This window comes from Pseudomonas laurylsulfativorans, from assembly GCF_002906155.1.
Taxonomy (GTDB): Bacteria; Pseudomonadota; Gammaproteobacteria; order Pseudomonadales; family Pseudomonadaceae; genus Aquipseudomonas; species Aquipseudomonas laurylsulfativorans.
Genome location: NZ_MUJK01000002.1, coordinates 207,749 through 231,605, shown reverse-complemented (window position 1 = coordinate 231,605; position 23,857 = coordinate 207,749). Strand labels below are relative to the sequence as shown.

Annotated in this window: 23 protein-coding genes; 13 read left to right on the top strand and 10 right to left on the bottom strand. The window is 59.7% G+C overall.

Annotation, left to right across the window (positions count from 1 at the left end; all coding sequences use genetic code 11):
• The first annotated feature begins 47 nt into the window (after window positions 1–47).
• Window positions 48–845, top strand: a complete 798-nt coding sequence (locus B0D71_RS07360) for an IclR family transcriptional regulator (protein WP_103394202.1) — start codon at window positions 48–50, stop codon at window positions 843–845.
• A 15-nt stretch (window positions 846–860) separates the two neighbouring features.
• Here B0D71_RS07360 and B0D71_RS07355 read toward each other — a convergent pair whose 3' ends face one another.
• From B0D71_RS07355 to B0D71_RS07345, 3 genes are all read right to left on the bottom strand, one after another.
• The gene (locus B0D71_RS07355) at window positions 861–3,404 is read right to left on the bottom strand and encodes a helix-turn-helix transcriptional regulator (protein ID WP_103394201.1); all 2,544 of its coding nucleotides are present in this window, start codon (window positions 3,402–3,404) and stop codon (window positions 861–863) included.
• 141 nt (window positions 3,405–3,545) lie between these two features.
• Complete coding sequence (locus B0D71_RS07350) at window positions 3,546–4,913, bottom strand: DUF1329 domain-containing protein (RefSeq protein ID WP_103394200.1); 1,368 nt, start codon at window positions 4,911–4,913, stop codon at window positions 3,546–3,548.
• 23 nt (window positions 4,914–4,936) lie between these two features.
• Window positions 4,937–6,730, bottom strand: a complete 1,794-nt coding sequence (locus B0D71_RS07345; RefSeq protein ID WP_103394199.1) for a DUF1302 domain-containing protein — start codon at window positions 6,728–6,730, stop codon at window positions 4,937–4,939.
• Window positions 6,731–7,922: 1,192 nt separating this feature from the next.
• Here B0D71_RS07345 and B0D71_RS07335 point away from each other — a divergent pair.
• Window positions 7,923–8,693: an N-acetylmuramoyl-L-alanine amidase gene (locus B0D71_RS07335; protein ID WP_103394197.1), complete on the top strand. Its 771-nt coding sequence runs from the start codon at window positions 7,923–7,925 to the stop codon at window positions 8,691–8,693.
• A 73-nt stretch (window positions 8,694–8,766) separates the two neighbouring features.
• Here the strand turns inward: B0D71_RS07335 and B0D71_RS07330 are convergent, their stop codons facing one another.
• The 4 genes from B0D71_RS07330 to B0D71_RS07315 all read right to left on the bottom strand — a co-directional run bounded on the left by B0D71_RS07330 (window position 8,767) and on the right by B0D71_RS07315 (window position 12,218).
• Complete coding sequence (locus tag B0D71_RS07330; RefSeq protein WP_103394196.1) at window positions 8,767–9,678, bottom strand: SDR family oxidoreductase; 912 nt, start codon at window positions 9,676–9,678, stop codon at window positions 8,767–8,769.
• Window positions 9,679–9,851: 173 nt separating this feature from the next.
• On the bottom strand, window positions 9,852–10,754 hold the full coding sequence (locus B0D71_RS07325) for an alpha/beta fold hydrolase (RefSeq protein ID WP_103394195.1): 903 nt from the start codon (window positions 10,752–10,754) through the stop codon (window positions 9,852–9,854).
• Window positions 10,754–11,536: a class II aldolase/adducin family protein gene (locus tag B0D71_RS07320; protein ID WP_103394194.1), complete on the bottom strand. Its 783-nt coding sequence runs from the start codon at window positions 11,534–11,536 to the stop codon at window positions 10,754–10,756. The genes B0D71_RS07325 and B0D71_RS07320 overlap by 1 nt, the downstream gene beginning before the upstream one ends.
• A 226-nt stretch (window positions 11,537–11,762) precedes the next feature.
• Complete coding sequence (locus B0D71_RS07315; protein ID WP_103394193.1) at window positions 11,763–12,218, bottom strand: flavodoxin; 456 nt, start codon at window positions 12,216–12,218, stop codon at window positions 11,763–11,765.
• 102 nt (window positions 12,219–12,320) lie between these two features.
• Here B0D71_RS07315 and B0D71_RS07310 point away from each other — a divergent pair, with 102 nt between their 5' ends.
• Window positions 12,321–12,797, top strand: a complete 477-nt coding sequence (locus B0D71_RS07310; protein WP_103394192.1) for a PAS domain-containing protein — start codon at window positions 12,321–12,323, stop codon at window positions 12,795–12,797.
• A gap of 54 nt (window positions 12,798–12,851) precedes the next feature.
• Window positions 12,852–13,457, top strand: a complete 606-nt coding sequence (locus tag B0D71_RS07305; RefSeq protein ID WP_103394191.1) for a hypothetical protein — start codon at window positions 12,852–12,854, stop codon at window positions 13,455–13,457.
• A gap of 3 nt (window positions 13,458–13,460) precedes the next feature.
• Here B0D71_RS07305 and B0D71_RS07300 read toward each other — a convergent pair whose 3' ends face one another.
• Complete coding sequence (locus tag B0D71_RS07300; RefSeq protein ID WP_103394190.1) at window positions 13,461–14,420, bottom strand: MerR family transcriptional regulator; 960 nt, start codon at window positions 14,418–14,420, stop codon at window positions 13,461–13,463.
• A 213-nt stretch (window positions 14,421–14,633) separates the two neighbouring features.
• On the opposite strand from B0D71_RS07300, the gene B0D71_RS07295 reads away from it, so the two are divergent.
• The 7 genes from B0D71_RS07295 to B0D71_RS07265 all read left to right on the top strand — a co-directional run bounded on the left by B0D71_RS07295 (window position 14,634) and on the right by B0D71_RS07265 (window position 19,242).
• Window positions 14,634–15,203: a putative antibiotic biosynthesis monooxygenase gene (locus tag B0D71_RS07295; RefSeq protein ID WP_103394189.1), complete on the top strand. Its 570-nt coding sequence runs from the start codon at window positions 14,634–14,636 to the stop codon at window positions 15,201–15,203.
• A 170-nt stretch (window positions 15,204–15,373) separates the two neighbouring features.
• The gene (gene folM / locus B0D71_RS07290) at window positions 15,374–16,084 is read left to right on the top strand and encodes a dihydromonapterin reductase (protein WP_103394188.1); all 711 of its coding nucleotides are present in this window, start codon (window positions 15,374–15,376) and stop codon (window positions 16,082–16,084) included.
• A 20-nt stretch (window positions 16,085–16,104) separates the two neighbouring features.
• Window positions 16,105–16,665 carry a GTP cyclohydrolase I FolE gene (folE, locus tag B0D71_RS07285; RefSeq protein ID WP_103394187.1) on the top strand — a complete coding sequence of 187 codons (561 nt, stop codon included), beginning with the start codon at window positions 16,105–16,107 and terminating at the stop codon, window positions 16,663–16,665.
• A gap of 2 nt (window positions 16,666–16,667) precedes the next feature.
• A complete protein-coding gene (gene folX / locus B0D71_RS07280; RefSeq protein WP_007970304.1) occupies window positions 16,668–17,039 on the top strand; it encodes a dihydroneopterin triphosphate 2'-epimerase in 372 nt (123 codons plus the stop codon).
• Between the two features lie 96 nt (window positions 17,040–17,135).
• Window positions 17,136–17,432 (top strand): DUF1244 domain-containing protein, encoded by a 297-nt coding sequence (locus tag B0D71_RS07275; protein ID WP_007986756.1) that lies wholly within the window; start codon window positions 17,136–17,138, stop codon window positions 17,430–17,432.
• Complete coding sequence (locus B0D71_RS07270; protein ID WP_103394186.1) at window positions 17,425–17,763, top strand: HopJ type III effector protein; 339 nt, start codon at window positions 17,425–17,427, stop codon at window positions 17,761–17,763. The genes B0D71_RS07275 and B0D71_RS07270 overlap by 8 nt, the downstream gene beginning before the upstream one ends.
• A gap of 228 nt (window positions 17,764–17,991) precedes the next feature.
• Window positions 17,992–19,242, top strand: a complete 1,251-nt coding sequence (locus B0D71_RS07265; RefSeq protein WP_103394185.1) for a 2-aminoadipate transaminase — start codon at window positions 17,992–17,994, stop codon at window positions 19,240–19,242.
• A gap of 83 nt (window positions 19,243–19,325) precedes the next feature.
• Here B0D71_RS07265 and trxB read toward each other — a convergent pair whose 3' ends face one another.
• Window positions 19,326–20,282: a thioredoxin-disulfide reductase gene (trxB, locus tag B0D71_RS07260; RefSeq protein WP_103394184.1), complete on the bottom strand. Its 957-nt coding sequence runs from the start codon at window positions 20,280–20,282 to the stop codon at window positions 19,326–19,328.
• Between the two features lie 315 nt (window positions 20,283–20,597).
• Here trxB and cysZ point away from each other — a divergent pair, with 315 nt between their 5' ends.
• Together cysZ and B0D71_RS07245 are read left to right on the top strand one after the other, a co-directional pair.
• Complete coding sequence (cysZ, locus tag B0D71_RS07250; RefSeq protein ID WP_103394183.1) at window positions 20,598–21,350, top strand: sulfate transporter CysZ; 753 nt, start codon at window positions 20,598–20,600, stop codon at window positions 21,348–21,350.
• 57 nt (window positions 21,351–21,407) lie between these two features.
• Entirely contained in the window at window positions 21,408–22,607 is a 1,200-nt protein-coding gene (locus B0D71_RS07245) for a glycosyltransferase family 4 protein (protein WP_103394182.1), read from the top strand.
• A gap of 108 nt (window positions 22,608–22,715) precedes the next feature.
• On the opposite strand, the gene B0D71_RS07240 is transcribed toward B0D71_RS07245, so the two are convergent.
• On the bottom strand, window positions 22,716–23,819 hold the full coding sequence (locus tag B0D71_RS07240) for an NADH:flavin oxidoreductase (RefSeq protein ID WP_103394181.1): 1,104 nt from the start codon (window positions 23,817–23,819) through the stop codon (window positions 22,716–22,718).
• Window positions 23,820–23,857: the final 38 nt, after the last annotated feature.

The window sequence follows — 23,857 nt, the reverse complement described above, 5'->3', positions numbered from 1 at the left end:
ACCGTCAAGCTATAAAGACGCCCATTCGTCCCGGGATCCCAGCCACCATGGAAAAAACCAGCGACAACAACGGTAAACAGAAAGTCCGCTCGGCCGAGGTTGGCACTGACATCCTCAAGGCTCTGGCCGAGTTGTCGCCCTCGACTTCGCTGTCGCGCCTGGCCGAACACGTGCAGATGCCGGCGAGCAAGGTTCACCGCTATTTGCAGGCGCTGATCGCCAGCGGATTTGCCGAACAGAACGCCGCCACCAACCACTACGGCCTGGGTCGCGAAGCCTTGCGCGTGGGGTTGGCGGCACTCAACAGTATGGACGTGCTGAAAGTGGCCGCCCTGCCCCTGGCCGAGTTGCGCGATGACCTGAATGAAACCTGCTTTCTGGCGGTGTGGGGCAATCAGGGCGCGACCGTGGTGCATATCGAACCGGCGGTGCGAGCGGTGACGGTGGTAACACAACTGGGCTCGGTGTTGCCGCTGCTGAGCTCCTCGACCGGACTGGTCTTCGGTGCGTATCTGCCTGCGCGTGAAACCATGGACCTGCGTGAACAGGAACTGCAAAGCGGTACCGCCCACGCCTTGGCGGATGATCAGGCCTACGCAACGATGTGCGAACAGATCCGCCAACGGGGCCTGCATCATGTACATGGGCTGTTGATGCCTGGAGTGGATGCCTTGTCGGCACCGGTGTTCAACGCCATGGGCAAAGTTGCGGCAGTGCTGACGGTGGTCGGGCCGACGTCGCTGTTTCACGCCGATGAAAACGGCCCGGCGGCGCGGCGTTTGTTGTCTGCCACACAGGCAGTGAGTTGGCGCATGGGCTTCGAGCCCGATGCATCGACAAACTGAACGCAGCGGCGGCGATCAGGCAGGCAGGATCAACCCCAGTTTTTTGCCCATCGCCACGGCTTGCGTGCGACGCTCAACCCCTAATTTGCTGTGGATTCTGCGCGCGTGGGTTTTCACCGTATGCAATGAAATGAACAACTGCTCGGCAATTTGCTGATTGGAATTACCCAGGGCAATCAGGCCGAGCACCTCCAATTCCCGACAACTCAGCAGGCCGGCATCCATAGTCATCGCGGTCGCCGACTCCTCCCCCCGTAAACGGCAGATCAAATCTGGCTGACGCAACTCCAAGTCACGCAACGCCTGCTGTCCATGGCACCGGCTCACCAGCGCCAGCCCCGCCTCCAGTGCTGCTTGAGCCACGGCCGGCTCGCCTGTCAGATCTGCCACTTCGCACATTGCCATGTGCAACTCCGTTTCCAGCGCCAGCATGGCGTGTTGTTGGGCGTGCTCGAGTAACGCCTTGAGCCGATCCAATGGACGTTGCGCCAGTTGCAGTCGAGTCTCGGCCAGTACCAACTGGTATTCGATACGCGCGATCAGTTGCAGCGTGGCCGGCGGTGCCTGGCGCGCGTGTGCCCCGCGGTAATGACGCAAGACACGGATCAGAGCCTCCCGGGCCAACTCAGGGCGCCCTTGTTGCAACCAGAAATGGCTGCTGATTTGCAGCAGCACGCCGCGATAAAGGGTCTCGGGGATCTGCCGTTGCTGCATCAACCGCTCGGCCTCGCGCAGGCGATCGAACGCATCGGCGTAGTCGCGCCGATTGGCCGCCATTTGCGCCTGTCCGAGAAACCCGTACAGCACGTGCTTGTCCTGACTGTGCAGGCAGTCATCAAGGCCAGCCCGAAAACATTCACCGGCCAATTCATCCTGGCCCTGGCACAAGGCCAACCGTCCACGTCGCAGGGCGATTCGCCCCAGCAGTGGCGTCGGGCGATCAGCCTGCCGTTCGAGCATTTCATGGATGTCGGCCAGCAAATGCGCCGCTCGCCGGGGCGCGCCGCGTTGCTCAAGCAATTGCGCATGATCGAGTTCGAGCAAGCCCTCAAACAGCAACGAGCCTTGTGACCGCGCCAGGCACAGTGCGTCACGATTGAAGGCCTGGGCAGCATCAAGGTCGGCGTTGAGTAGCGCTTGCTGGGTCAACCCGGACAGACACAGCAACCGTGTAGGCCAGGCATCCGCTGCCAGCGCCTCCAGTGCCTCGACGAAGTGCTCCCGGGCGGCCGGCATACGCCCCTGCAGATGCAGCAACCAACCTTGTTGCGCCTGCCAACGCGCCAGTAGCTGCCGTTGCAAGGATGCCGTCGGTTGCGGGGTAAACCGCGACAGTTGCCCAATGCACGCAGCCGCCTGCTCGAAGCGCCCGGCAAACAGCAACGCTGCGGTGATCAACCCGACCCGTTGCGGCGTGCCCAGCGTCAATTGTTCACCCAAGTGCTCATGCAGCTTGAGTAACCAGCTGACGTTCTGACGCTTGAACAGATGTTCAAAGCTGAAGTGCTGCAACAGGCTGACCGCGACCTCGTGTTCCTCGGCCAACAGCGCCTGCTCAAAGGCGCCCTGCCAGTCTTCTTCAGCACTGAACCACTGGCACGCGCGGCGATGCCAGGATCGCCCGGCCGGGGTGGGCTCATCACGCATCACCCGGGCCAGCGGCTCGAAGATACGCAACCACTCGCTGGAGTCTTCCCAGGGTTCAATAAAGCAGCCCATTTCCTGCAACGCGTGCAGCCACTGCGCGCCTTCACCCGTACCGAAAAGATGCTCGCACAAGCTGGCGTTGAAGCGCGGCAGATGAACCAACACTTGCCAGACCTCAACCAATTCCGGTGGCAAGGTGTTGAACAACTCGTGCTGCAGATAATCGAGCAGCGTCGCCGAACGCCCCTGCTCACCCGACCACGGACAACCATTGAGTAACGCGATCCGCACGCCAGCGCACCAGCCACCGCTGCGTTCAATAACCTGCCTGGCGGTTTGTGCCGCCAGGGTCGGCTCGACATGACCGAGCAACTGCCCGACCTCGACCTCGGTAAACGCCAGCGCCCGGCTTTCGCACTCGTACAACTCATCATTGAGCAGCAGCCGCGGCCAGTTGCAGGGTGGTCGTCGACGCGAACTCAACCACCAGGTCAGCGACGGGCTGGCGACGGCCAACAGGCGATCGAGCAGCCGGTCGAGTTCCGGGTTGGGTGCCCGGCAGTAATCATCGAGAAACAGCCAGGTCGACGCCTGTAATCGGGCCAGATGCGCCAGCAGACTGGGCTCATCCGCCGAGGGCAGGCCCAACGCTTGCGTCAGGCGCAATACAAAGTCGCCGGTACTCAATGACTCCCCCGACAACGGCAGCCAACAGACCCGATAGCGCTCCGGTGCCCGCTGCAGGCATTCGGTGAGCAACGCGCTCTTGCCACTACCCGCCGGCGCGCAAAGCAACTTCACCCGCGCCGTCGAGACGAGCATGGGTTCAATCAGCCGCTCGCGGGACAGATGATGGGACGACAGTCGGGGCAGGAAGCCAGGGCGGTCCAGACGGTGCGTCATGGCGGTCATAGTGGTGTGCCTTTTTTATAATTCTGGCGCCACCCTAGACCCCTCCCGAGCGCTTGTTGAAGAAGTATTCAACAGACTGATCAACCCCTATAAAAAAGGTGACCGCGAGGTCACCTTTTTGTGTAAGAACACGTAGGAAACTTACCTGACCCCCGTGCTACGCAAGGCCGCTGGTGTGTAGTCCCCCGCTATTGCATTGATGTTGAATTCGAAGCTGCGTTTCTCTTCGTTTTTCATTCCCAGGGCGATGTAGCGACCGGCAATCAGGTCATACAGCGCTTCGACGGTGTAGGCCGGCACTTGGTGATCGTAGTAGAACTGGGCATGCCCTTCGGCGACGCGCCAGAGCTGTCCGCGTCCGTCGTAGTGGTCGGCCAGCGCCACTTGCCAGCTGTCTTCATCGATGTACATGTGGCGCTTGGCGTACACGTGCCGCTCGTTTGGCTTGACCGTGGCAACGACCTCCCAGACCCGGTGCAACTCATAGCGAGTCAGGTCCTGATTGATGTGCCCGGCCTTGATCACATCGGTGTACTTGAGATCTGGCGAGTCGAGCTTGTAGCTGTTGTAGGGGATGTACATTTCCTTCTTGCCGACCAGTTTCCAGTCGTAGCGGTCCGGCGCACCGGAAAACATGTCGAAGTTGTCAGTGGTGCGCAGGCCGTCGGATGAGGTGCCGACACCGTCATAAGCCACCTGTGGCGCACGCCGTACCCGACGCTGGCCGGCGTTGTAGATCCAGGCCTTGCGCGGTTCCTTGACCTGGTCGAGGGTTTCGTGAACCAGCAACACATTACCCGCCAGCCGCGCCGGCGCGGTCACTTCCTGCTTGAAGTAGCTGAGGACGTTATCATCGCTGCCCGGTTTCAGGTCACCGAGCAACGACGGCACGGCGACCTCGTCCTTGAAGCGGACCACCGTGAAGTCGCCATTGGACTGCGGCGTCGCCTGGGTGATGGTGCGGCGCAGATTGCCGCCGTGGTAGCGAGTGATGTGGTTCCAGATCACTTCCACACCATTCTTCGGAATCGGGAACGCGTAGTAGCGATTGCCGGTGAAGTTGGCCAGACCGTTACCGTCGTTGATCGGTGTTACGTTCAGTGCGCTGCGTTTGGCCGCCTCATAAATCTCTGCCGGTAACGCCACCGTTCGGTGGCTCGGGTAGACAGGAATTTTGTAAGTCTCGGGATAGCGCTTGAACATCGCGATCTGGCCGTCGGAGAGTTTGTCCTTGTACTTGTCGACGGTCGCTGCGGTGATCACGAACAACGGCTTTTCGTTGGCGAACGGATCGGCCAGGAAACCTTTGCCGTCCACCGCGCCAGCGTTTTTCGGGATACCGCCGGTCCAGGCCGGAATCGAGCCATCAGCATTGCCGGCCTTCTCCGCACCGAGCGGGGTCAGGCTGGTGCCGAGCTTGCTGGCTTCTTCCGGTGAGACAGCGGCCATCACGTTGGCGGCCAACAACCCGAGGGTCAGCGCGCCCAATTGCAGAATCATCTTGCGCATCGAAATCATCCTTTTCAGCCAGATCAGAAGTTCACGCCAAAGCTCAACGCCACGAAGTCACGGTCGGTGAGGACGTTGTAGTCCCCGCCGAAAAAGTCGGTGTAACTGAGGCTCGCGGTGTAGGTGTTGCGATAGTCCGCATCGACACCGAGGCTGACGGCCTTGGCACCTTCGTTGAACAGACCGTTGGGGCCATAGCCAGAGACGTCGTGGGACCATGAGAGGTTGGGTCTGACGTTGATCCCGGCGATGAGGTTGTTGTAGTCGAGGATGGCCCGGGCGCGATAACCCCATGATGTCGAGGTCACGAAACCATCGGTATCTCCGCCGAAACCATATTGGCCATACACCGAGTCGCGGCCGTAGCGCAGTTTGGTCCGTGCTTCCAGGCCACCGACCCGAACCACCGCCGCCTCGCCCACCAGGGTCAGGCGATCCGCACCCGCGACCTGATCGATAAAGTGCGTCAGGGTGCTCTGGACCTGCGTCACCTCTTTGCGGCGATAGCCTTTGTTGTCGGCCCCGGGCGAGGTGGTGATGGGCGATGCGGCGCCGCCAGCGATCGGGTTGAGCAACGCCAGGGTCAGGTCATTGGTGTTGACCTGCACCGGTGCGTTGGGGCGATAGCTGATTTCACCGCTCCACGCGGTGCCGGTGGATAAGGTAGTAGAGAAGCTCGCGCCGTAGAGGCGGATGTCCTCCGGATATTCGAGGTAATACTGGCCGCGACCGAGCATCACACTTTGGGCCAGGCCCGAACCGCTGCCGGGGGCAATACGGTTGGCGGCGGTGACGATCCCCGGGATGCTTGCCAGCGTACCGGGGCCGGCGGTGGTGGTTCCGACGTTCGGGCTGCGGCTGTGGTAGTTCATAAAATACAGGCCGTATTCGGTGTCGTCCCCCAGCCAGCGCAACGCCGTGCCCCACTGCCCGGAATCCCGGGCATCGCGGTCGCCACCACGGGGAACAATCACGCCTTCCTTGCTGACTTCGAAGCCCTGGCCAAAGGCAGCAGCAATCGGCTGCAAGGGTGCAATGGCCGGGTTGGCGACGGTGTAACCCTTGTTGCAGCCGTCCGCCACCACATCGACCCCAAAGAAGGTGCCGCAGTTATCGACGACCGTCTGATCCCATTCCAGTTGATAGAAGCCTTCGACCGTCAGCTTGTCCGTCAGCCCTTGGGAGGCAAACAACATGTTTACCGGGATCAGACCTTCCTTGATCTCGGCTCCGGGACGACGGAACGCAGACACGTCGACCGGGTTGATGCTGTTGATCGAGTTGCCGATGAAGGTGCTCTCGCCCCAACTGACCACCTGTTTGCCGGCGCGAACCGTGCCCGGTAAATCGGCGAGGGAGTAGTTGTGGTAGACGAAAGCGTCGAGGATTTGTCCGCCGGAAGACTTGGCGCCTTCTTTGCGATTGTGATCGCTGATGTCCTTGAATGGGCGGCTTTCATCCTTCAGTTCAAAGTCGTACCAGTATTTGCCACGCACAAACGCACCAGTGTCGCCGTACTTCAGTTCGAGGTCGTGAATCCCCTTGAAGATCTTCGAGAAGGTTTCGCCCTTCTTGAAATTCAATCGCCCGTCGTCGCCAGTTGAAGACTGGCCGGAACCGCCGTTGACGATGCCCACCAGGGCGTTATCCGCATCACGCATGCCCCAGCTCGCGCCGACTGAGAGCGAGGAGTCAAACGTCCCCTCGATTTCTCCGATATTGAACGAAATGGCCTGTGCCTGGGCACAACAGCCTAATGCGACCGCAGCCGCCAGCGCCTGCGGTGTGAAGATGGCGCGCATTGTTGTTTTTGTCATGCGTCTTCCCCGGTGAGTGACAGAAGGCCTCACCCTACTGCCGGGCACCAAGGGTCGATAAGCGCACCAAGGAGGTATTCGTGGTGTACCTCTAAAGGATGACTGGCACAGGAGCATTATCCTGTCGGCGAACGCCCGACGCCTGACTGTTGCCCGGGCTGCAACAGTGCATGTCGGGATTTGGTATTTTTCCTACGACACTAAGGGCTTATTCTTATCTGGCTGCTACGATAAACACAGCAGACACGATGTACCGGCTTGCGCCGTGATTGAAAGATTTCAGATGAATTGAGGATTCGGTTCATCGCCCCGTGTTCACTGACGTTGATTTGTAGCTCCTGATCCAACGTCTTACTTTGGCCGCTGCGTTTGCAGCGGCCTTTTTTATGGGGCTTTCACTGGTTTGGAGGCCCCCTCATTGTCGACTCGGACGCGGCCTCTTGTAGGAGCTGGCTTGCCGGCGATGGTCGTTAACGATAACGCGCATGAACTGGATAAGCGCGGTGCACTTGAGTCCATCGCCGGCAAGCCGGCTCCTACAGTTTGGAACTCACATTATTTCGACTCGGACGCGGCCTCTTGTAGGAGCTGGCTTGCCAGCGATGGTCGTTAACGATAACGCGCATGAACTGGATAAACGCGGCGCACTTGAGTCCATCGCCGGCAAGCCGGCTCCTACAGTTTGGAGCTCACATTATTTCGACTCGGACGCGGCCTCTTGTAGGAGCTGGCTTGCCAGCGATGGTCGTTAACGATAACGCGCATGAACTGGATAAACGCGGCGCACTTGAGTCCATCGCCGGCAAGCCGGCTCCTACAGTTTGGCGTTCACATCATTTCGACCAAGACGCGGTCCCTTGTAGGAGCTGGCTTGCCAGCGATGGTTGTTAACGATAACGCGTGTGGACTGGATAAACGCGGTGCACTTGAGTCCATCGCCGGCAAGCCGGCTCCTAAAGTTTCCCGGGAATGCGTGAAGAACCTTTTTATCGGTGATGGTTGTTGATGAGTCACTTCTGTTAGTCGGCAACCCTGACCATCCAGGCAAAACTTTACATGCCTACACTTCTTTCAGAAAACGACTACAAGCATAGGTAAACACCCACAGCACTCCACCCCTTAAGTTGAACCGCAAGTCGCTGAACGATTTCAACTTCATCCGACTTCAAACTTACTTATTGCGAGTGCAATCATGAAGCCCATCAACTACAACCAGTATCGCTCAACCAGAAGTTTCAACAGTCGAGTACGCTTTCTGGTTCTTCACTACACGGCCGCCAACTTCTCAAGTTCTGTCAGTGCCCTGACCGGCCCGAATGTCAGTGCGCACTATCTGGTTCCAGATATCACCGACCCCAGCTACCTGAAAGCCGGCTATACCGGGCAGGAAGTTTTCAACCTCGTGGATGAAACCCATCGCGCGTGGCACGCCGGCGTCAGCCAGTGGGGCAATCGCAGCAATTTGAATGACACGTCCATCGGCATTGAAATCGTCAACCTGGCGACCGACAACAAAGGCGAATTCACCTTCCCGCCATATCACCCCGAGCAGATTGCAGCGATCGAACAACTGGCGCAGAACATCCTCAAGCGCTACCCGGATATCACGCCGACCCAGGTTCTGGGCCACTCCGATGTTTCTATCGGCCGAAAAAGTGACCCGGGGCCGATGTTTCCCTGGCAGGCGCTGTATTTGAAAGGCGTCGGCGCCTGGTTCGATGAAACGACTCGGGACGAGTATCTGTGCCAATACAACGCATCGGGTGTTCCAGCCCGAAGCGAATTGCTGGGGCTGTTCAAATCCTATGGATACGATGTTTCGGGGGCGTCATCGGAAGGCGGTTTTCAACAGTTGGTGCGGGCCTTCCAGATGCATTTTCGCGCGGAAAACTTCGATGGAAAAATGGACGCACAAACAGCCGCCAATCTGAAAGCGCTGGTAGTCAAATACGTTCCCGGCTGATCGCGACCAAACGGCTTGCAGCCGACAGATGCAACAACCGGCAAGGTCAGTCAATGTGACCTTGCCGGTGCTGTCAGAGCGAATACTTCTGCAAATTGTTCATCATTTCCTTCAGCGCTTCGATGTTGTCCCTCGGATGCGCCGCGCCTTCAAAGTCGCAAATCTGCTGCCAATGAGCCGCCACGTCTTCCGGGGAGAAACCGGCCCGAGGATCGAAGCCGATGCCGAGGCTGCGTTCCCAGCGGACCTTGCCCATCCAGCCACCACCGACTTCAAACAGGCCGGAGGTTTCCTGGCAGTTCTCGCTGGCCAGATACACCACCAGCGGGCTGACCAGTTCCGGCTTGAGTTGTTCGAAGACTTGCGGCGGGATCAGGCCTTCGGTCATGCGCGTGCCGCCGGTGGGGGCGATGGCATTGACCAGGATGTTGTTCTTGCGGCCTTCGATGGCCAAAGTGCGGGTCAGGCCATACAGACCGAGCTTGGCCATGCCGTAGTTGGACTGGCCGAAGTTGCCATAGATGCCCGAGGTCGACGCAGTGAAAATCACCCGGCCGTAGTTCTGCTCGCGCATGTGCGGCCAGGCGGCGCGGGTGATTTTGTAGGCACCTTCGACGTGGACGCGGTAAACCAGGTCCCAGTCGGCGTCATCCATTTTGTGGAAGGTCTTGTCACGCAGGATCCCGGCGTTATTGACCACCACATCGACGCGACCGAAGACGTCCAGGGCGTGCTGGACCAGTTTGTCACCGTCCGTGACCGAGTCGTGGTTGGCCTCGGCGATGCCGCCGGCCTCGCGAATGTCCGCTACCACACGGTCGGCGGCCGAAGCGTTGGCGCCTTCGCCCTGGGCCGAGCCGCCAAGATCGTTGACCAGCACCTTGGCGCCCTGTTTGGCGAACAGCAGTGCATGCGCCCGTCCCAGGCCGCCACCGGCACCCGTGATGATCACGACTTTATCTTCGAAGCGCACAGACTCATTCATGGGGGGACTCCAGCAGGCCAAGGGACAATAAGTCCGAGTTTCAGGCACGGCGCAGCGGGTCACAATGAACACGGGGGAGGCTGAATGGTGCGCGATAAGGCTGGGGGATGATTGATGTAGAAATGGACACGCCCCCCCCTCGCCACAAAAGCCCAGAAGGTTTACGCGGTGCGTCAGGAATACGCCACCTTGCGTGGCGGGAAGAGCAGTTGATCGCGAAACGACAGGTAGTGCTTGAGCACCTCACAGGGCGCCTCGATCTGCGGGTAGTGGCCAATATCGGGCAACACCACCGTGTCCGCCTCCGGGATCAGTTCCCGGTAACGCTCGACCATGTGCACGCCGGAGACCGGATCGACCCCGCCATCGATAACCCGCAGCGGCACTTCACCGCGCTGCATCGCGCTCACCCAGCGGTTGCGCCAGACGCGTCGCTCCGGGACGTAGGCAATCAATTTGTGCAAGATCCGTGGCCCGTGATGACTTTCGACCAGGCTCCAGAAATCATCCATCTGGCTTTCACTGGGACGCGTATGCGGACCGAAAATCTGCCGAAAACTTCTCACCAGGCCATCACGGCTGAAGGCGCGGCCAATCATCCAGCCCAATGGGCTGAGCAGGAGTTTTTGCATCAATACCGGGCGATGGGTTTCCGGAAACAGCCCGCCATTGAGAAACACGCAGCTGGCCAGCTCTACCCGCGATTCGTAGTGCCGGGCCAGCAGTTCCTGGGCCACGCTGTCGCCGTAGTCGTGGGCGAACAGGTGCACCGGCTGTTCGACATTCAGGTGTTCAAGCAGTGCCAGCTGCAGATCCGCTTGCTGCTGCAGGCTGTAGTCGTGATTCGCCGGTTTGGCCGAGTCGCCAAAGCCCAGCATGTCGCACGCGATCACACGAAATCGCTGGGTCAAGGGCTGCCACAGGTAATGCCAGTCCCAACTGGCGGACGGAAAGCCATGAATGAGCAGCAGCGGTTCACCCTGCCCCGCTGTCCAGTAACGGATGCTGTGGCCATGGAACACGAATGTCTGGCTGCGTTTGCGCCAGACACACAGGGGGATCTCGGCGAGTGCCATTAGAGTTTATAACCCGGGTCCAGTTTATCGAGTTTGCGCAGCAGCGCCGGCCAGGCCAGCGCTCCACCCATTCCTTGAGCACTTCTGGTGACACCCGCGATCATGGCCTTGGCGCCGGCCAGAATCTGCGGTTCGATGGCGATCAGTTCAGCGGCACCGTTCTGCGCCATGACCTGAATGTCACAGGCACGCTGAAAGGTGAACATCATCAGGAACGTATCGGCGATGGTGCTGGCGCAGGTCAGCAGACCGTGGTTATGCAACATCAGGAAATTGTTTTCACCAAGGTCGGCCTGTAGCCGCACTTTCTCTTCATGATTGAGCGCCACGCCTTCGTAGGCGTGGTAGGCCAGGCTGGAAAGCACGAACAACGACTGTTGGCTGATCGGTAAAACGCCCTGCTTCTGTGCCGATACCGCAACCCCCGAAGCCGTGTGGGTGTGGAGTACGCAGACCACATCGTGACGGACTTCATGCACGGCGCTATGGATGGTGTAACCCGCTGGATTGATCTCGTAAGGACTGTCCATTAGTTTTTTACCGGCCTGATCCACCTTGACCAGGCTCGACGCGGTAATTTCGTGAAACATCAGCCCGAACGGGTTGATCAGGAAATCTTCGGTGCCAGGCACCTTGGCGGAGATATGGGTAAAGATCAGGTCATCCCAACCATGTTGAGCGACCAGGCGATAACAGGCCGCCAGGTCAACGCGGGTCTGCCACTCGGCAGCACTGACCTGGTCTTTGACGCTGTGGGGCGATTGGACGGGAGCGACGGTCACGGCAAGAAAGCCTCGGTGTTTTTATTATGGAGTGTTTCTTATGTTTACCGAGTCTAGTCAGCCCTTGGGGTTCGTGTAGTTGCATTGGCAGCCAGCTTGATGACCCAGCGAGTCAGACGCCCTGCGGCCCTGGATCCATGTCAAATGACTGGCGCCAGCGAGGCTCTGACAGGCAGGTTTCGCTGCACTGTCAGAACCCTGGCTGGCATTGATGCCGGGTTGCCTGTCACTCGTGCAGAGCGCTGATCAGCTCCGCCAGCCAAGGCTCGGCGTCCGTCTCGGGGGTCACGCTTTCGCTGGCATCCAGGCGCAGCATTGGCAGTACTTCGCGAATGCCCAGCTCACCGAACAATTCGCGCATCTGCTCGCCGCCGCCACAAAAAGTATCGCCATAACTCGCATCGCCCAATCCGATCACGGCACCTGGCAAACCGCGCCAGGCCGCTGGCAATTGGTCACGAATGGTCGAGTACAGCGGTTGCAGGTTGTCCGGCAACTCGCCCATGCCGGTGGTCGAGGTCACCGCAAGAAAGGCTTCGGGGCCAAACGCCCGGATATCGGCGAGGGTCGCACGGGGGTTGTGCCAGGTTTCGAAACCGGCGGCTTTCAACAGGCTGGCGGCGTGGCGGGCAACTTCTTCGGCCGTGCCGTACACCGAGCCGGAAATGATGGCGACTTTCATCAATCTGATCCTGAATCCGAGTAAAAAACCCGGATATTAACAGCACGGTCGTGATTGTTCTTTTAGAATGCAATCGACAATCAATCAGGAAAGGATACTCCGATGATTAACGCACAACTGCTGCAGATGGTGATCAACGCTTCCAACGAAGGTATCGTGATTGCCGAAAAGGAAGGCGATCAGGACAAAATCCTCATTTACGTCAACCCCGCGTTCGAACGCCTGACGGGGTACTCCAGCGAAGAAATTCTCTATCAGGATTGCCGCTTCCTGCAGTCGGGGGACCGCGACCAGGAAGCCCTGCCGTTGATTCGAGATGCCTTGAACAGTGAAGGATCCTGCCGGGAAATACTGCGCAATTACCGAAAGGACGGCACGCCCTTCTGGAATGAGCTGTCCCTTTCAACGGTGAAAAATCCGGCGGACGGGCAAACCTACTTTGTCGGTGTGCAGAAAGACGTCACCGTGCAGGTCAAGGCGCAACAGCGCGTGGTTCACCTTGAAGGGCAGTTGGCTGAACTCCAGGCCGAGCTTGCCGCGCTCAAGGCGACGAACGGTAAAAACAAAACTCTGAATTAATGGTCAGTAACTACAATCACCAATGACTTTGTAACTATATCCTTCGAGTTGGCCATGCAGCGCGACGCACTCCTGACCCAGGATGAGCTGGATTTTATCCAGACCATGCAACACAACCCGCAACTCAATGTGCGGGATGCGACGTCGAGCCTGCTCGTCAACGGTGGATCGCAAATCCGTGACCTGCTTACCCGCCTGGCTGCCCATGAGCAGGTCACCATTCAAGCCACCTTCGAAAACCAGCAGATGACCTTCCCTCTGCATTTGGTGGAAGACGAGTTCCATGCGCTGCATTTGCGTCTCGGCGTGCCAAGTATCTATGAGGACGGGCCGATGGTCCGGCCTTGGCGCCTGGTACTGGACGAACCGGTAGCGCTGGAAAACGCCCAGGGTCAACCCGGCACCTTGTGGGTACACGAAGTGTCGTGCAAAGGGGTTTTGCTGGAGGTTCGCAACAAGACCAAGCCGCCCAAGCATTTCGCCTTGTGGTTCAGCCCGTCAGGCTATGAGCGGATTGCCTTGCGCGGCACGTTTGAGAAAGAAAACGAACACGGCTTCTACGCCTATCAACTGAGCCAGAGCGATACGGACGAAACCGAGCGTCTGCGCCAGTTCATCCTGCAACAGCATCGATTGACTCATCCAACGCTGCATCTCTGAACTTCAAGTATCCAGACTACCCGCCAGGAACTGCTTCAGACGCTGGCTCATGACATCCCCTTCATTGCCCAGGCAACCGATCGATGACCCAGCCAGGCTCTCCTGTGCCAGGTCGGCAGCATCGCCCGCCAGCAACAACTGACAATTGAGACTCATGGCCAGGCGATTCAATCGCCGGGGCAACTCGGCCGCGGGCACATGGTTGGAAAACAAAACCAGCGCCTGCGGCTTGATTCGTTCACAGACCAGGGTCAACTCATCGAACGGCTGACCAATGGGCAGCACACGAACCCCCATTTGCGGGGAGCTCATGAACAGGGCGGCGATCAGTAATTCAAGTTCCCGGCAATGACCGACCAAGGCACTGATGACCACTCGCCGTGGCCGGGTATCGCGCATCAACAGCAGGCGTTGCAACACCCGCGAACGCAGAAATCCATCAAGGAAGATCCATTCGCTGGTCCCGCCGAATTGATCCTGGCGTTGCAGAAATTGCCTCCACACCGGCACCAGAATTTCCTGGAACACCACCGGCAGGGAATAGCTGGAAAAAATCTGCCCGTACACTTGCTCCAACTGAACCTCGTCAAACGCACTGACGGCAACGCGAACCTGCTGTTGCCACTGCGCGTAATCGGCCAGCACGAGGTCGTAGGGAATGATGTGGGACAGCGTTTGAAGGGGGGCCGCCCTGGCCAGCAACTTGCCGATCTTGCTGACCGCCACACCGCGGTGGATCCAGCCGAGAATGCTGCGAACACGCTCGATATCGGTCATCGAATACAGGCGATGCCCACTTTCGGTGCGCGTTGGAACAATCAGGCCATAGCGTCGTTCCCATGCGCGCAGCGTGACCGGGTTGACGCCCGTCAGGCGCGCCACCTCGCGAATCGGAAAGAGCTGGTCCTGTTCTGGGGAGGCAGCCTGCGGAACAACTGAAGCAACGTCAGTAAGGACAGGCATCTAGGGGTTGTACGTCCATGTGCAGATGAAGCCTCATTCTAACGCCGCTGCCCCATCGTGGTTCAAGTTCATAATCGAAGAAAAACGCTAAAAGACGAAACCGGCAGAATCAGGAATAATCCTTGCTTGTTTCGAGTCGCAGCCCACCACCCCGGCGCTGCGCCTGGCGGAGTTCCTATCCGGAGCGACGTAAATGCCTTACGGAGATACACAATGTCTACCCCTCCCGTCACGCTGATGGTCGCGCGTCGTGTTGCCAATGGTCGCTTTCAGGATCTAATGACCTGGCTGCGCGAAGGCGAACAACTGGCCACCGACTTCCCTGGCTACCTCGGCTCCGGCGTACTTGCACCGCCGCCCGGTGACGACGAATTCCAGATTATCTTCCGCTTCGCCGACGAGCGGACCCTGCATGCCTGGGAACATTCCGCTTCGCGTAGCGCCTGGCTCGGACGCGGCAGCGAGCTGTTCGCCCACCCGACGGAACACCGGGTCAGCGGCATCGAGGGTTGGTTCGGTGCCGTCGGTCAACGCCCGCCGCGCTGGAAACAGGCCGTGGCGATCTGGTTGGCGTTCTTTCCGGTTTCCTTGCTGTTCAACTTTGTGCTGGGACCACTGCTGAGCGAAATGGCGCTACTGCCCCGTGTGTTCATCAGCACCCTGTGCCTGACACCGTTGATGGTGTACTTCTTCATTCCACTGTCGACCCGCCTGCTGGCCAACTGGCTGAACAGCACGCCCGTACGCCCATTGCGTGGCGAACCCTCCACTCAGAATCCTTGATCCCTCCTGTGGAGCGAGCCTGCTCGCGATGAGGGCGTGTCAGTCAACCTATGTGTCGTCTGACAGTCCGCAATCGCGAGCAAGCTCGCTCCCACAGTTGTGTCCTTCGCAATAGATAGAGCGCTCCCGTCGCTGGTATAGTTTTGCTCTCACCGCGACGCGAGCCCTTCATGACCTCTTCCGCCCCCCCAGTCCTCATTACCGGCGCCGGACAGCGTGTCGGTCTGCACTGTGCCCGGCGATTGCTGGAAGATGGCCATCGCGTGATTTTCAGTTACCGCAGCGAGCGTCCCGGCGTTCAAGCCCTGCGCGACCAGGGAGCCACCGCGGTGTTCGCGGACTTCGCCAGCGAGGCCGGGATCCTGGCTTTCATCAGCGAACTGAAAACCCACACCGACTGTTTGCGGGCGATTGTCCACAACGCCTCCGAATGGCTGGCCGAAACACCGGACACCGACGCCGCCGCATTCACCCGCATGTTCAGCGTGCACATGCTGGCGCCCTACCTGATCAACCTGCATTGCGCCGACCTGTTGCAACGCTCAAGCCCCGCCGACATCGTGCACATCAGCGATGACGTGACCCGCAAGGGCAGCAGCAAGCACATCGGCTATTGCGCCAGCAAAGCCGGGCTCGACAGCCTGACCCTGTCCTTCGCCGCCAGGTACGCGCCGGCCATCAAGGTCAACGGGATCGCGCCAGCCCTGCTACTGTTCAACCCTGAAGACGACGCGACCTACCGCGCCAAGGCGCTGGCCAAGTCCGCGCTGGGCATCGAGCCCGGCAGCGAAGTGATCTACCAGAGCCTGCGCTATCTGCTCGACAACCCGTATGTCACCGGCACCACCCTGACCGTCAACGGCGGAAGGCACATCAAATAAGTGTCCCGCGAGGATTTTCCATGACGTTATCCCTGCCCCAGAATTATCGAGAAATCCTCATCGGCCTCGGCGAAAACCCCGACCGCGAAGGTTTGCTCGATACGCCGATGCGCGCGGCCAAAGCCATGCAGTACCTTTGCCATGGTTACGAGCAGAGTGTCGAAGACATCGTCAATGGCGCGCTGTTCGCCTCCGACAACGATGAAATGGTGATCGTCGACAACATCGAGTTGTACTCGCTTTGCGAACACCACATCCTGCCCTTCATCGGCAAGGCGCATGTGGCTTACATTCCAACCGGCAAGGTGCTGGGCCTGTCGAAGATTGCGCGGCTGGTGGACATGTTCGCCCGACGCCTGCAAATCCAGGAAAACCTCACCCGGCAAATCGCCGACGCCGTGCAACAGGTGACCGGCGCGGCCGGCGTCGCAGTGGTCATCGAAGCGCAGCACATGTGCATGATGATGCGCGGCGTCGAAAAACAGAATTCGACCATGAACACCTCGGTGATGCTCGGCGCCTTCCGCGAGTCGAGCAACACCCGCCAGGAGTTCCTGCAATTGATTGGACGGAGCAAGTAGCAATGCCACAACTTCAACCAGGCATGGCACGCATCCGGGTCAAAGACCTGTGTCTGCGTACCTTCATTGGCATCAATGAAGATGAAATCCTCAACAAGCAGGATGTGTTGATCAACCTGACCATTCTGTATGCAGCCCAGGAAGCGGTCCGGGACAACGACATCGATCACGCGTTGAACTACCGGACCATTACCAAGGCGATCATCGCCCATGTGGAAGGCAACCGCTTTGCGCTGCTCGAACGCCTGACCCAGGAAATTCTCGACCTGGTGATGGCCAATGCATCGGTGCTCTACGCCGAGGTCGAGGTCGACAAACCCCACGCGCTGCGATTCGCCGAGTCGGTGTCGATTACGCTTGCCGCGAGCCGCTAGCTTCAAGCCACAAGCGCCAAGCTGTAAACTTGTAGCCACCGCCATCCAACTTGCAGCTTCAAGCGTGCCGCTCGAAGCTGTCTCGCAGAGACCGCCATGACCGATCAACAACGCCTGGAACTCGAAGCCGCCGCCTTTCGCCGGCTGGTGGCCCACCTGGACAGCCGCAAGGATGTGCAGAACATCGACCTGATGAACCTCTCGGGTTTTTGCCGCAACTGCCTGTCCAAGTGGTACAAGGCGGCGGCTGACGAACGCCAGATCGAGGTCAGCCTCGACGAAGCCCGCGAAGTGGTTTACGGCATGCCGTACGCCGAGTGGAAAGCCCAATATCAGCAAGAAGCCAACGCCGAACAACAGGCGGCGTTCGCCAAAGGAAAACCCAATGAGTGATTTGAACACCCTGCGCACCAGCCTCAACAGCGGCGAACACGCCTTCGCCGATACCCTGGCGTTCATCGCCGCCGGTTACGACTACCAGCCTCAGGCTTTCAACAATGGTGGTGTGGAAAACGCGGCCGGGCAGAACGAAGGCTCGTGCAAGACCCTGGGTCTGGCGTTGCTCGAAGGCTTGAGCGATGAAGAAGCCCTGCTGGCGTTCGGCGAGCATTACCGCTCGGTGCTGGCGACGCCTGAAGGCAGCGATCACGGCAATATCCGCGCGTTGATTGCCCATGGCCTGGCCGGTGTGAAGTTCGCGCAACAGCCGCTGACGCGCCGCTAACCGCTGTACTGTAGGAGCGAGCTCGCTCGCGAAAAACCCGAGAACACAGGTGGGTATCTGGTTTTACGCGTTATCGTTCACCTCCATCGCGAGCAAGCTCGCTCCTACAAGTGTTCCACAGCACATCCAGACTTTTAAGATTGACCCCGCCACTTTATTTCGTTTGCCGCGTACCACCGCTCACGGCTTAGATAAAAAGAAGTCCTCCTTCTTCCGAGTCGGTTATCCATGCGCAGCGAAACCATCAGTCAGTCGATCAATATCGTTCACCCTGTCACCCTCAGCCACGGCAAGAATGCCGAGGTGTGGGACACCGATGGCAAACGCTATATCGACTTTGTCGGCGGCATAGGCGTGCTGAACCTCGGCCATTGCCACCCGCGTATCGTCGAAGCCATTCGCGAACAAGCCACACGGCTGACCCATTACGCATTCAACGCCGCGCCCCATACACCCTACCTCGCCTTGATGGACCGCCTCAGTGCGTTCATCCCGGTCGACTATCCGGTCAGCGGCATGCTCACCAACAGCGGCGCCGAAGCGGCTGAGAATGCGCTGAAGATCGTCCGTGGCGCGACCGGACGCACTGCTGTGATCGCCTTTGATGGTGCCTTCCACGGCCGCACCTTGGCCACGCTAAACCTCAACGGCAAAGTCGCCCCCTACAAACAAAAAGTCGGCGTGCTGCCGGGGCCGGTGTATCACTTGCCCTTCCCCAGCGCCGACAACGGCGTGACCTGCGCTGAAGCATTGAAGGCCATGGAGCGGTTGTTCAGCGTTGAAATCGACGTCGAGGACGTGGCTTGCTTCATCGTCGAACCGGTGCAGGGCGAAGCGGGTTTCCTGGCCATGGACGTGGAGTTCGCCCAGGCGCTGCGCAGGTTTTGCGACGAAAAGGGCATTGTGCTGATCGCCGATGAAATCCAGTCCGGTTTCGGCCGTACCGGCCAGCGCTTCGCGTTCTCGCGGCTGGGCATAGAACCGGACCTGATCCTGCTCGGCAAAAGCATTGCCGGCGGCGTGCCGCTCGGGGCGGTGGTGGGGCGCAAGTCGCTGCTCGACAACTTGCCCAAGGGCGGACTGGGCGGCACCTATTCCGGCAACCCCATCGCTTGCGCAGCGGCATTGGCGACGCTGGACGAAATGACCGACTCCAACCTGCAAGCGTGGGGCACGCAGCAGGAAGAGGCGATTGTCAGTCGTTACCAATCCTGGCGTGAACGCAACCTCTCTCCCTACCTCGGTCGCCTGACCGGTATTGGCGCGATGCGCGGCATTGAGCTGCTCAACGCCGACGGCGCACCCGCAGCCGCGCAGTTGACGCAACTGCTGGCCCTGGCGCGGGAGGCAGGTTTGCTGTTGATGCCCAGCGGCAAGTCGCGGCACATCATCCGGCTGCTGGCGCCGCTGACCACCGAGGCGTCAGTACTGGAGGAAGGCCTGGACATTATTGAAGCCTGCCTTGCAAAACTGACCTGAAAACCCGGCTCCTACAGGTCTGTTTTATGTTGCCCATGAAAAAACCGGCCAAAGCCGGTTTTCTTATTTCAACAACAGCAGAATCAAGCGTTCTGCAGATTGTCGAGGTAACGCTCGGCATCCAGTGCCGCCATGCAGCCGGCGCCGGCCGAGGTGATGGCCTGACGGTACACGTGGTCAGCCACGTCACCGGCGGCGAAGATGCCTTCGAGGTTGGTGGCGGTGGCGTTGCCGTCACGGCCGCCCTGCACGACCAGGTAGCCGTCCTTGAGGGTCAACTGGCCTTCGAACAGCGAAGTGTTCGGAGTGTGGCCGATGGCGATGAACACGCCGTCGACTTTCACTTCGTCGAAGCTGCCGTCGTTGTTCTTCAGGCGGGCACCGGTTACGCCCATGTTGTCGCCCAGCACTTCGTCCAGGGTTGCGTTCAGCTTCAGGATGATTTTGCCTTCGGCCACGCGTGCATTGAGCTTGTCGATCAGGATCTTCTCGGCGCGGAACGTTTCGCGACGGTGAATCAGGGTGACGGTGCTGGCGATGTTGGCCAGGTACAGGGCTTCTTCGACAGCGGTATTGCCGCCGCCGACCACGGCAACCGGCTTGTTGCGATAGAAGAAACCGTCGCAGGTCGCGCAGGCCGAAACGCCTTTGCCCATGAAGGTTTCTTCCGACGGCAGGCCCAGGTAACGAGCGCTTGCGCCGGTGGCGATGATCAGGGCGTCGCAGGTGTAGGTCGCGCTGTCGCCGGTCAGGGTGTATGGCTTGGCGGCGAAGTCGACGGCATTGATGTGATCGAAAACGATCTCGGTTTCAAAGCGCTCGGCGTGCTCGCGCATCCGCTCCATCAGCGCCGGGCCGGTCAGGCCGTGGACATCGCCCGGCCAGTTGTCGACTTCGGTGGTGGTGGTCAGTTGACCGCCGGCCTGCATGCCGGTGATCAGCAGTGGCTTGAGGTTGGCACGGGCGGCATAGACCGCGGCACTGTAACCGGCAGGGCCGGAACCGAGAATAATCACTCGCGAATGACGGACTTCAGACATGACCTGCTCCTGTTGACCGGCCCGGAACACCAGGCGCGGAACGCCGGATTGCCGGCTGGAATAAAAAAGAACGGTTGAAAGCACTTGGGGAAGGCTTGAACCCGACCGTCCTGTAAAAAGATTGGGTGCAGCGTATCGAGGGGGCGAAGATTAAGGAAATACGGATTAACAATCCAGCTCATAGGTGGTCTCTATGCCATCTGACCGACGATATCGACGTCTTTGTTACAGTGAATGTCGATACCACTGCCGCGCTTTCGCACCTGACGCAAAGCCGGTAAGGTCGGCGCGTTTTCCCTCTGCCCGGAGCCCCTTATGCCTGCCCCTGTTCTGTCCGGCCCGCAATACCTGCGCGAAGGTCTCAAGTTGGTGCTGAGCCCCAGCCTGCGTTTGTTTGTGTTGCTGCCGCTGGCGATCAACCTGGTGCTGTTCGTCGGATTGATCTACCTGGCCGGCCATCAATTCAGCCTGTGGGTCGACACGCTGATGCCGTCCCTGCCCGACTGGCTGAGTTTTCTCAGCTACATCCTCTGGCCACTGTTCGTGGTGCTCGTCGTGCTGATGGTGTTCTTCACCTTCACCATGCTCGCCAACGTCATTGCCGCGCCATTCAACGGTTTCCTCGCGGAAAAAGTCGAAGTGGTGGTGCGCGGCACCGATGATTTTCCAGCCTTTAGCTGGGGTGAACTGATTGCAATGATCCCGCGCACCCTTGCCCGGGAAATGCGCAAGCTCGGTTACTTTCTGCCCCGGGCGATCGGGTTGTTCATCCTCTCATTCATCCCGGTGGTGAACATCATCGCCGCACCACTGTGGCTGTTGTTCGGGGTGTGGATGATGGCAATCCAGTACATCGACTACCCGGCGGACAACCACAAGCTGGGCTGGAACGAGATGCTCGCCTGGCTGCGGCAGAAGCGCTGGCAGAGCATGAGTTTTGGCGGTAGCGTGTATCTGGTGCTGTTGATCCCGGTGGTCAACATCCTGATGATGCCAGCGGCCGTGGCTGGCGCGACACTGTTCTGGGTGCGTGAACGTGGCGCGGAAAACCTGGTGACCCAGCGCTGAGCCATCGCCACCGACACCTCGGTCACAAATCCATCATCCCAACGTCACACTGACGACATGGCCCCAGTCGACACTGGGGTCATGACGACAGCTCTGCATATCACCCTGATCACCGAAACCTTCCCACCGGAAATCAACGGCGTGGCCAATACCCTGGGTCGCTTGTGCGACGGATTGCGCGCGCGCGGACATCAGGTGGAACTGGTGCGACCGCGTCAGGGCTGCGACCAGCAGTTGGGCAGTGACGATGAATTGCTGCTGTGCCGCGGCTGGCCGCTACCGGGCTATCCCGGCCTGCAATGGGGTCAATCCTCGATGCACAAGCTGCTACGACGCTGGACGCGTCATCGCCCGGACGTGCTCTATATCGCCACCGAAGGGCCGCTGGGACTGTCCGCCTTGCGTGCGGCACGGCGGCTGGGGATTTCCGTGGTCAGTGGTTTCCACACCAACTTCCAGCAGTACTCCAACCAGTACGGGCTTGGTTTGCTCACGCGCCTGCTGACCCACTACCTGCGCTGGTTCCACAACCGCTCGACCATGACCCTGGTGCCCAGCGTAAGCCAGCGCATGGAGTTGGAGCGGCGGCATTTCGAACGGTTGGCATTGCTGTCCCGAGGCGTCGACAGCGAACTGTTTCACCCGGCCAAACGCTTGAATGCCTTGCGCGAGCAATGGGGACTGGCCGAGGAAGACATCGCCGTCATCCATGTCGGACGCCTGGCTCCGGAAAAAAACCTCGGCCTGCTCAAGCGCACCTTCAATATCCTCAAGGCAAGTTATCCCCAGCGCACGCTGAAACTGATCGTGGTCGGCGATGGTCCGCAGCGCCAGGAACTGGAAAAGGAAATGCCCGAGGCGATTTTCTGCGGCACCCAACGGGGTGAAGCCCTGGCGTGTCACTACGCATCAGGCGATGTGTTTCTGTTTCCGAGCCTGACCGAAACCTTTGGCAATGTGGTGCTTGAAGCACTCGCCTCGGGACTCGGCGTGGTCGCCTACGATCAGGCGGCGGCCGCCCAGCATATACGTCATGGCTACAACGGTGTGCTGGCGATGCCGGGAGATGAAGACGCGTTCTGCGATGCAGCGGCATGGCTGCTGGAGGACAGGGAGGCCTTGCGCAATGTGCGGCTCAATGCGCGCCAGCATGCCAGTCGCCAGGGTTGGGCGACGATCATCGAGCAATTCGAGGGACAGTTGCGCGGAGCGTGTGCCGGGGAGATGGTGGTGCCGAATGCGCCGACCGTCCCCTGAATCCTTGGTGTTTTTGAGATTGCGATCGCCAGCAAGCCGGCTCCTACAGGATTTGTGCGGTCCCTGTAGGAGCTGGCTTGCCAGCGATAGCGTCAGTCCGGACGCCGCTTAAACCAGCGTCATCAACGCCTCACGGCTGAACGGCAGAATGTCCTCTTCACGGCCATCACGCACTTTCTGCGCCCAGTCCGGGTCCACCAGCAAGGCACGACCAACCGCCACCAGGTCGAACTCGTCGTTGTTCAGGCGCTCCAGCAGTTTTTCCAGGCTGGCCGGTTGTGCGACCTTGTCGGTGTTGACCATGAACTGCAGGAACTCGCCATCCAGACCGACACTGCCCACGGTGATGGTCGGCTTGCCGGTGAGTTGGCGGGTCCAGCCTGCCAGGTTCAACTCGGAAGCGTCGAACTCCGGCTCCCAGAAGCGGCGGGTCGAGCAGTGGAAAATATCCACGCCTGCGTCGGCCAACGGCTTGAGGAACTCGCCCAAGGCTTGCGGGGTTTGCACCAGGCGTGCGGTGTAGTCCTGCTGCTTCCACTGGGAGAAACGGAAGATGATCGGGAAACCTTCGCCGACCGCGGCACGTACGGCCTGAATCAATTCAATGGCGAAGCGCGAACGGTTGGCCAGGCTGCCGCCGTATTCATCGGTACGCTGGTTGCTGCCTTCCCAGAAGAACTGGTCGATCAGGTAACCGTGGGCACCGTGGATTTCCACGCCGTCCATGCCGATGCTCTGGGCATCCTTGGCGGCCTGGGCGAACGCGGCGATCACGTCCTGGATATCCTGTTTGGTCATACCGTGCACCACGACCTGACCTTCCTTGATTTTCTCCGACGGGCCATACCCCGGCACGCTGGCGTCCGGCTCGGTGCCGATACGGCGCACGCTGCCCACGTGCCACAGCTGCGGAACGATCTTGCCGCCTTCGGCGTGAACGGCGTCGACGACTTTCTTCCAGCCGGCCAAGGCCGCTTCACCGTAGAAATGCGGAACGCTCGGGTAGCCGTTGGAAGCCTTGTGACCGACGGTGGTGCCTTCGGTGATGATCAGGCCAACGCCCGCTGCGGCGCGGCGACGGTAGTACTCAATCACTTTGGAATTTGGAACGCCGCCCGGGGAAAAGGAGCGGGTCATCGGCGCCATGACGACGCGGGTCGGCAGTTCAAGGGTGCCGAGGTGGAACGGTTTGAACAGGGCTTTTACGGGCATGGGACGCTCCACGGGAAATAACTTTATGACGGCGATAA

What these genes read in the sequence shown, in the direction of transcription:
- B0D71_RS07275 (WP_007986756.1), top strand. Translation starts at nt 17,136, where the DNA reads ATGACCGATCAACAACGCCTGGAACTCGAAGCCGCCGCCTTTCGCCGG.
- trxB (WP_103394184.1), bottom strand. Translation starts at nt 20,282, where the DNA reads ATGTCTGAAGTCCGTCATTCGCGAGTGATTATTCTCGGTTCCGGCCCT.
- B0D71_RS07300 (WP_103394190.1), bottom strand. Translation starts at nt 14,420, where the DNA reads ATGCCTGTCCTTACTGACGTTGCTTCAGTTGTTCCGCAGGCTGCCTCC.
- B0D71_RS07360 (WP_103394202.1), top strand. Translation starts at nt 48, where the DNA reads ATGGAAAAAACCAGCGACAACAACGGTAAACAGAAAGTCCGCTCGGCC.
- B0D71_RS07350 (WP_103394200.1), bottom strand. Translation starts at nt 4,913, where the DNA reads ATGCGCAAGATGATTCTGCAATTGGGCGCGCTGACCCTCGGGTTGTTG.
- folX (WP_007970304.1), top strand. Translation starts at nt 16,668, where the DNA reads ATGCCACAACTTCAACCAGGCATGGCACGCATCCGGGTCAAAGACCTG.
- B0D71_RS07310 (WP_103394192.1), top strand. Translation starts at nt 12,321, where the DNA reads ATGATTAACGCACAACTGCTGCAGATGGTGATCAACGCTTCCAACGAA.
- B0D71_RS07295 (WP_103394189.1), top strand. Translation starts at nt 14,634, where the DNA reads ATGTCTACCCCTCCCGTCACGCTGATGGTCGCGCGTCGTGTTGCCAAT.
- B0D71_RS07245 (WP_103394182.1), top strand. Translation starts at nt 21,408, where the DNA reads ATGGCCCCAGTCGACACTGGGGTCATGACGACAGCTCTGCATATCACC.
- B0D71_RS07330 (WP_103394196.1), bottom strand. Translation starts at nt 9,678, where the DNA reads ATGAATGAGTCTGTGCGCTTCGAAGATAAAGTCGTGATCATCACGGGT.
- B0D71_RS07270 (WP_103394186.1), top strand. Translation starts at nt 17,425, where the DNA reads ATGAGTGATTTGAACACCCTGCGCACCAGCCTCAACAGCGGCGAACAC.
- folE (WP_103394187.1), top strand. Translation starts at nt 16,105, where the DNA reads ATGACGTTATCCCTGCCCCAGAATTATCGAGAAATCCTCATCGGCCTC.
- B0D71_RS07345 (WP_103394199.1), bottom strand. Translation starts at nt 6,730, where the DNA reads ATGACAAAAACAACAATGCGCGCCATCTTCACACCGCAGGCGCTGGCG.
- cysZ (WP_103394183.1), top strand. Translation starts at nt 20,598, where the DNA reads ATGCCTGCCCCTGTTCTGTCCGGCCCGCAATACCTGCGCGAAGGTCTC.
- B0D71_RS07325 (WP_103394195.1), bottom strand. Translation starts at nt 10,754, where the DNA reads ATGGCACTCGCCGAGATCCCCCTGTGTGTCTGGCGCAAACGCAGCCAG.
- B0D71_RS07355 (WP_103394201.1), bottom strand. Translation starts at nt 3,404, where the DNA reads ATGACCGCCATGACGCACCGTCTGGACCGCCCTGGCTTCCTGCCCCGA.
- B0D71_RS07265 (WP_103394185.1), top strand. Translation starts at nt 17,992, where the DNA reads ATGCGCAGCGAAACCATCAGTCAGTCGATCAATATCGTTCACCCTGTC.
- B0D71_RS07305 (WP_103394191.1), top strand. Translation starts at nt 12,852, where the DNA reads ATGCAGCGCGACGCACTCCTGACCCAGGATGAGCTGGATTTTATCCAG.
- B0D71_RS07315 (WP_103394193.1), bottom strand. Translation starts at nt 12,218, where the DNA reads ATGAAAGTCGCCATCATTTCCGGCTCGGTGTACGGCACGGCCGAAGAA.
- B0D71_RS07335 (WP_103394197.1), top strand. Translation starts at nt 7,923, where the DNA reads ATGAAGCCCATCAACTACAACCAGTATCGCTCAACCAGAAGTTTCAAC.
- folM (WP_103394188.1), top strand. Translation starts at nt 15,374, where the DNA reads ATGACCTCTTCCGCCCCCCCAGTCCTCATTACCGGCGCCGGACAGCGT.
- B0D71_RS07240 (WP_103394181.1), bottom strand. Translation starts at nt 23,819, where the DNA reads ATGCCCGTAAAAGCCCTGTTCAAACCGTTCCACCTCGGCACCCTTGAA.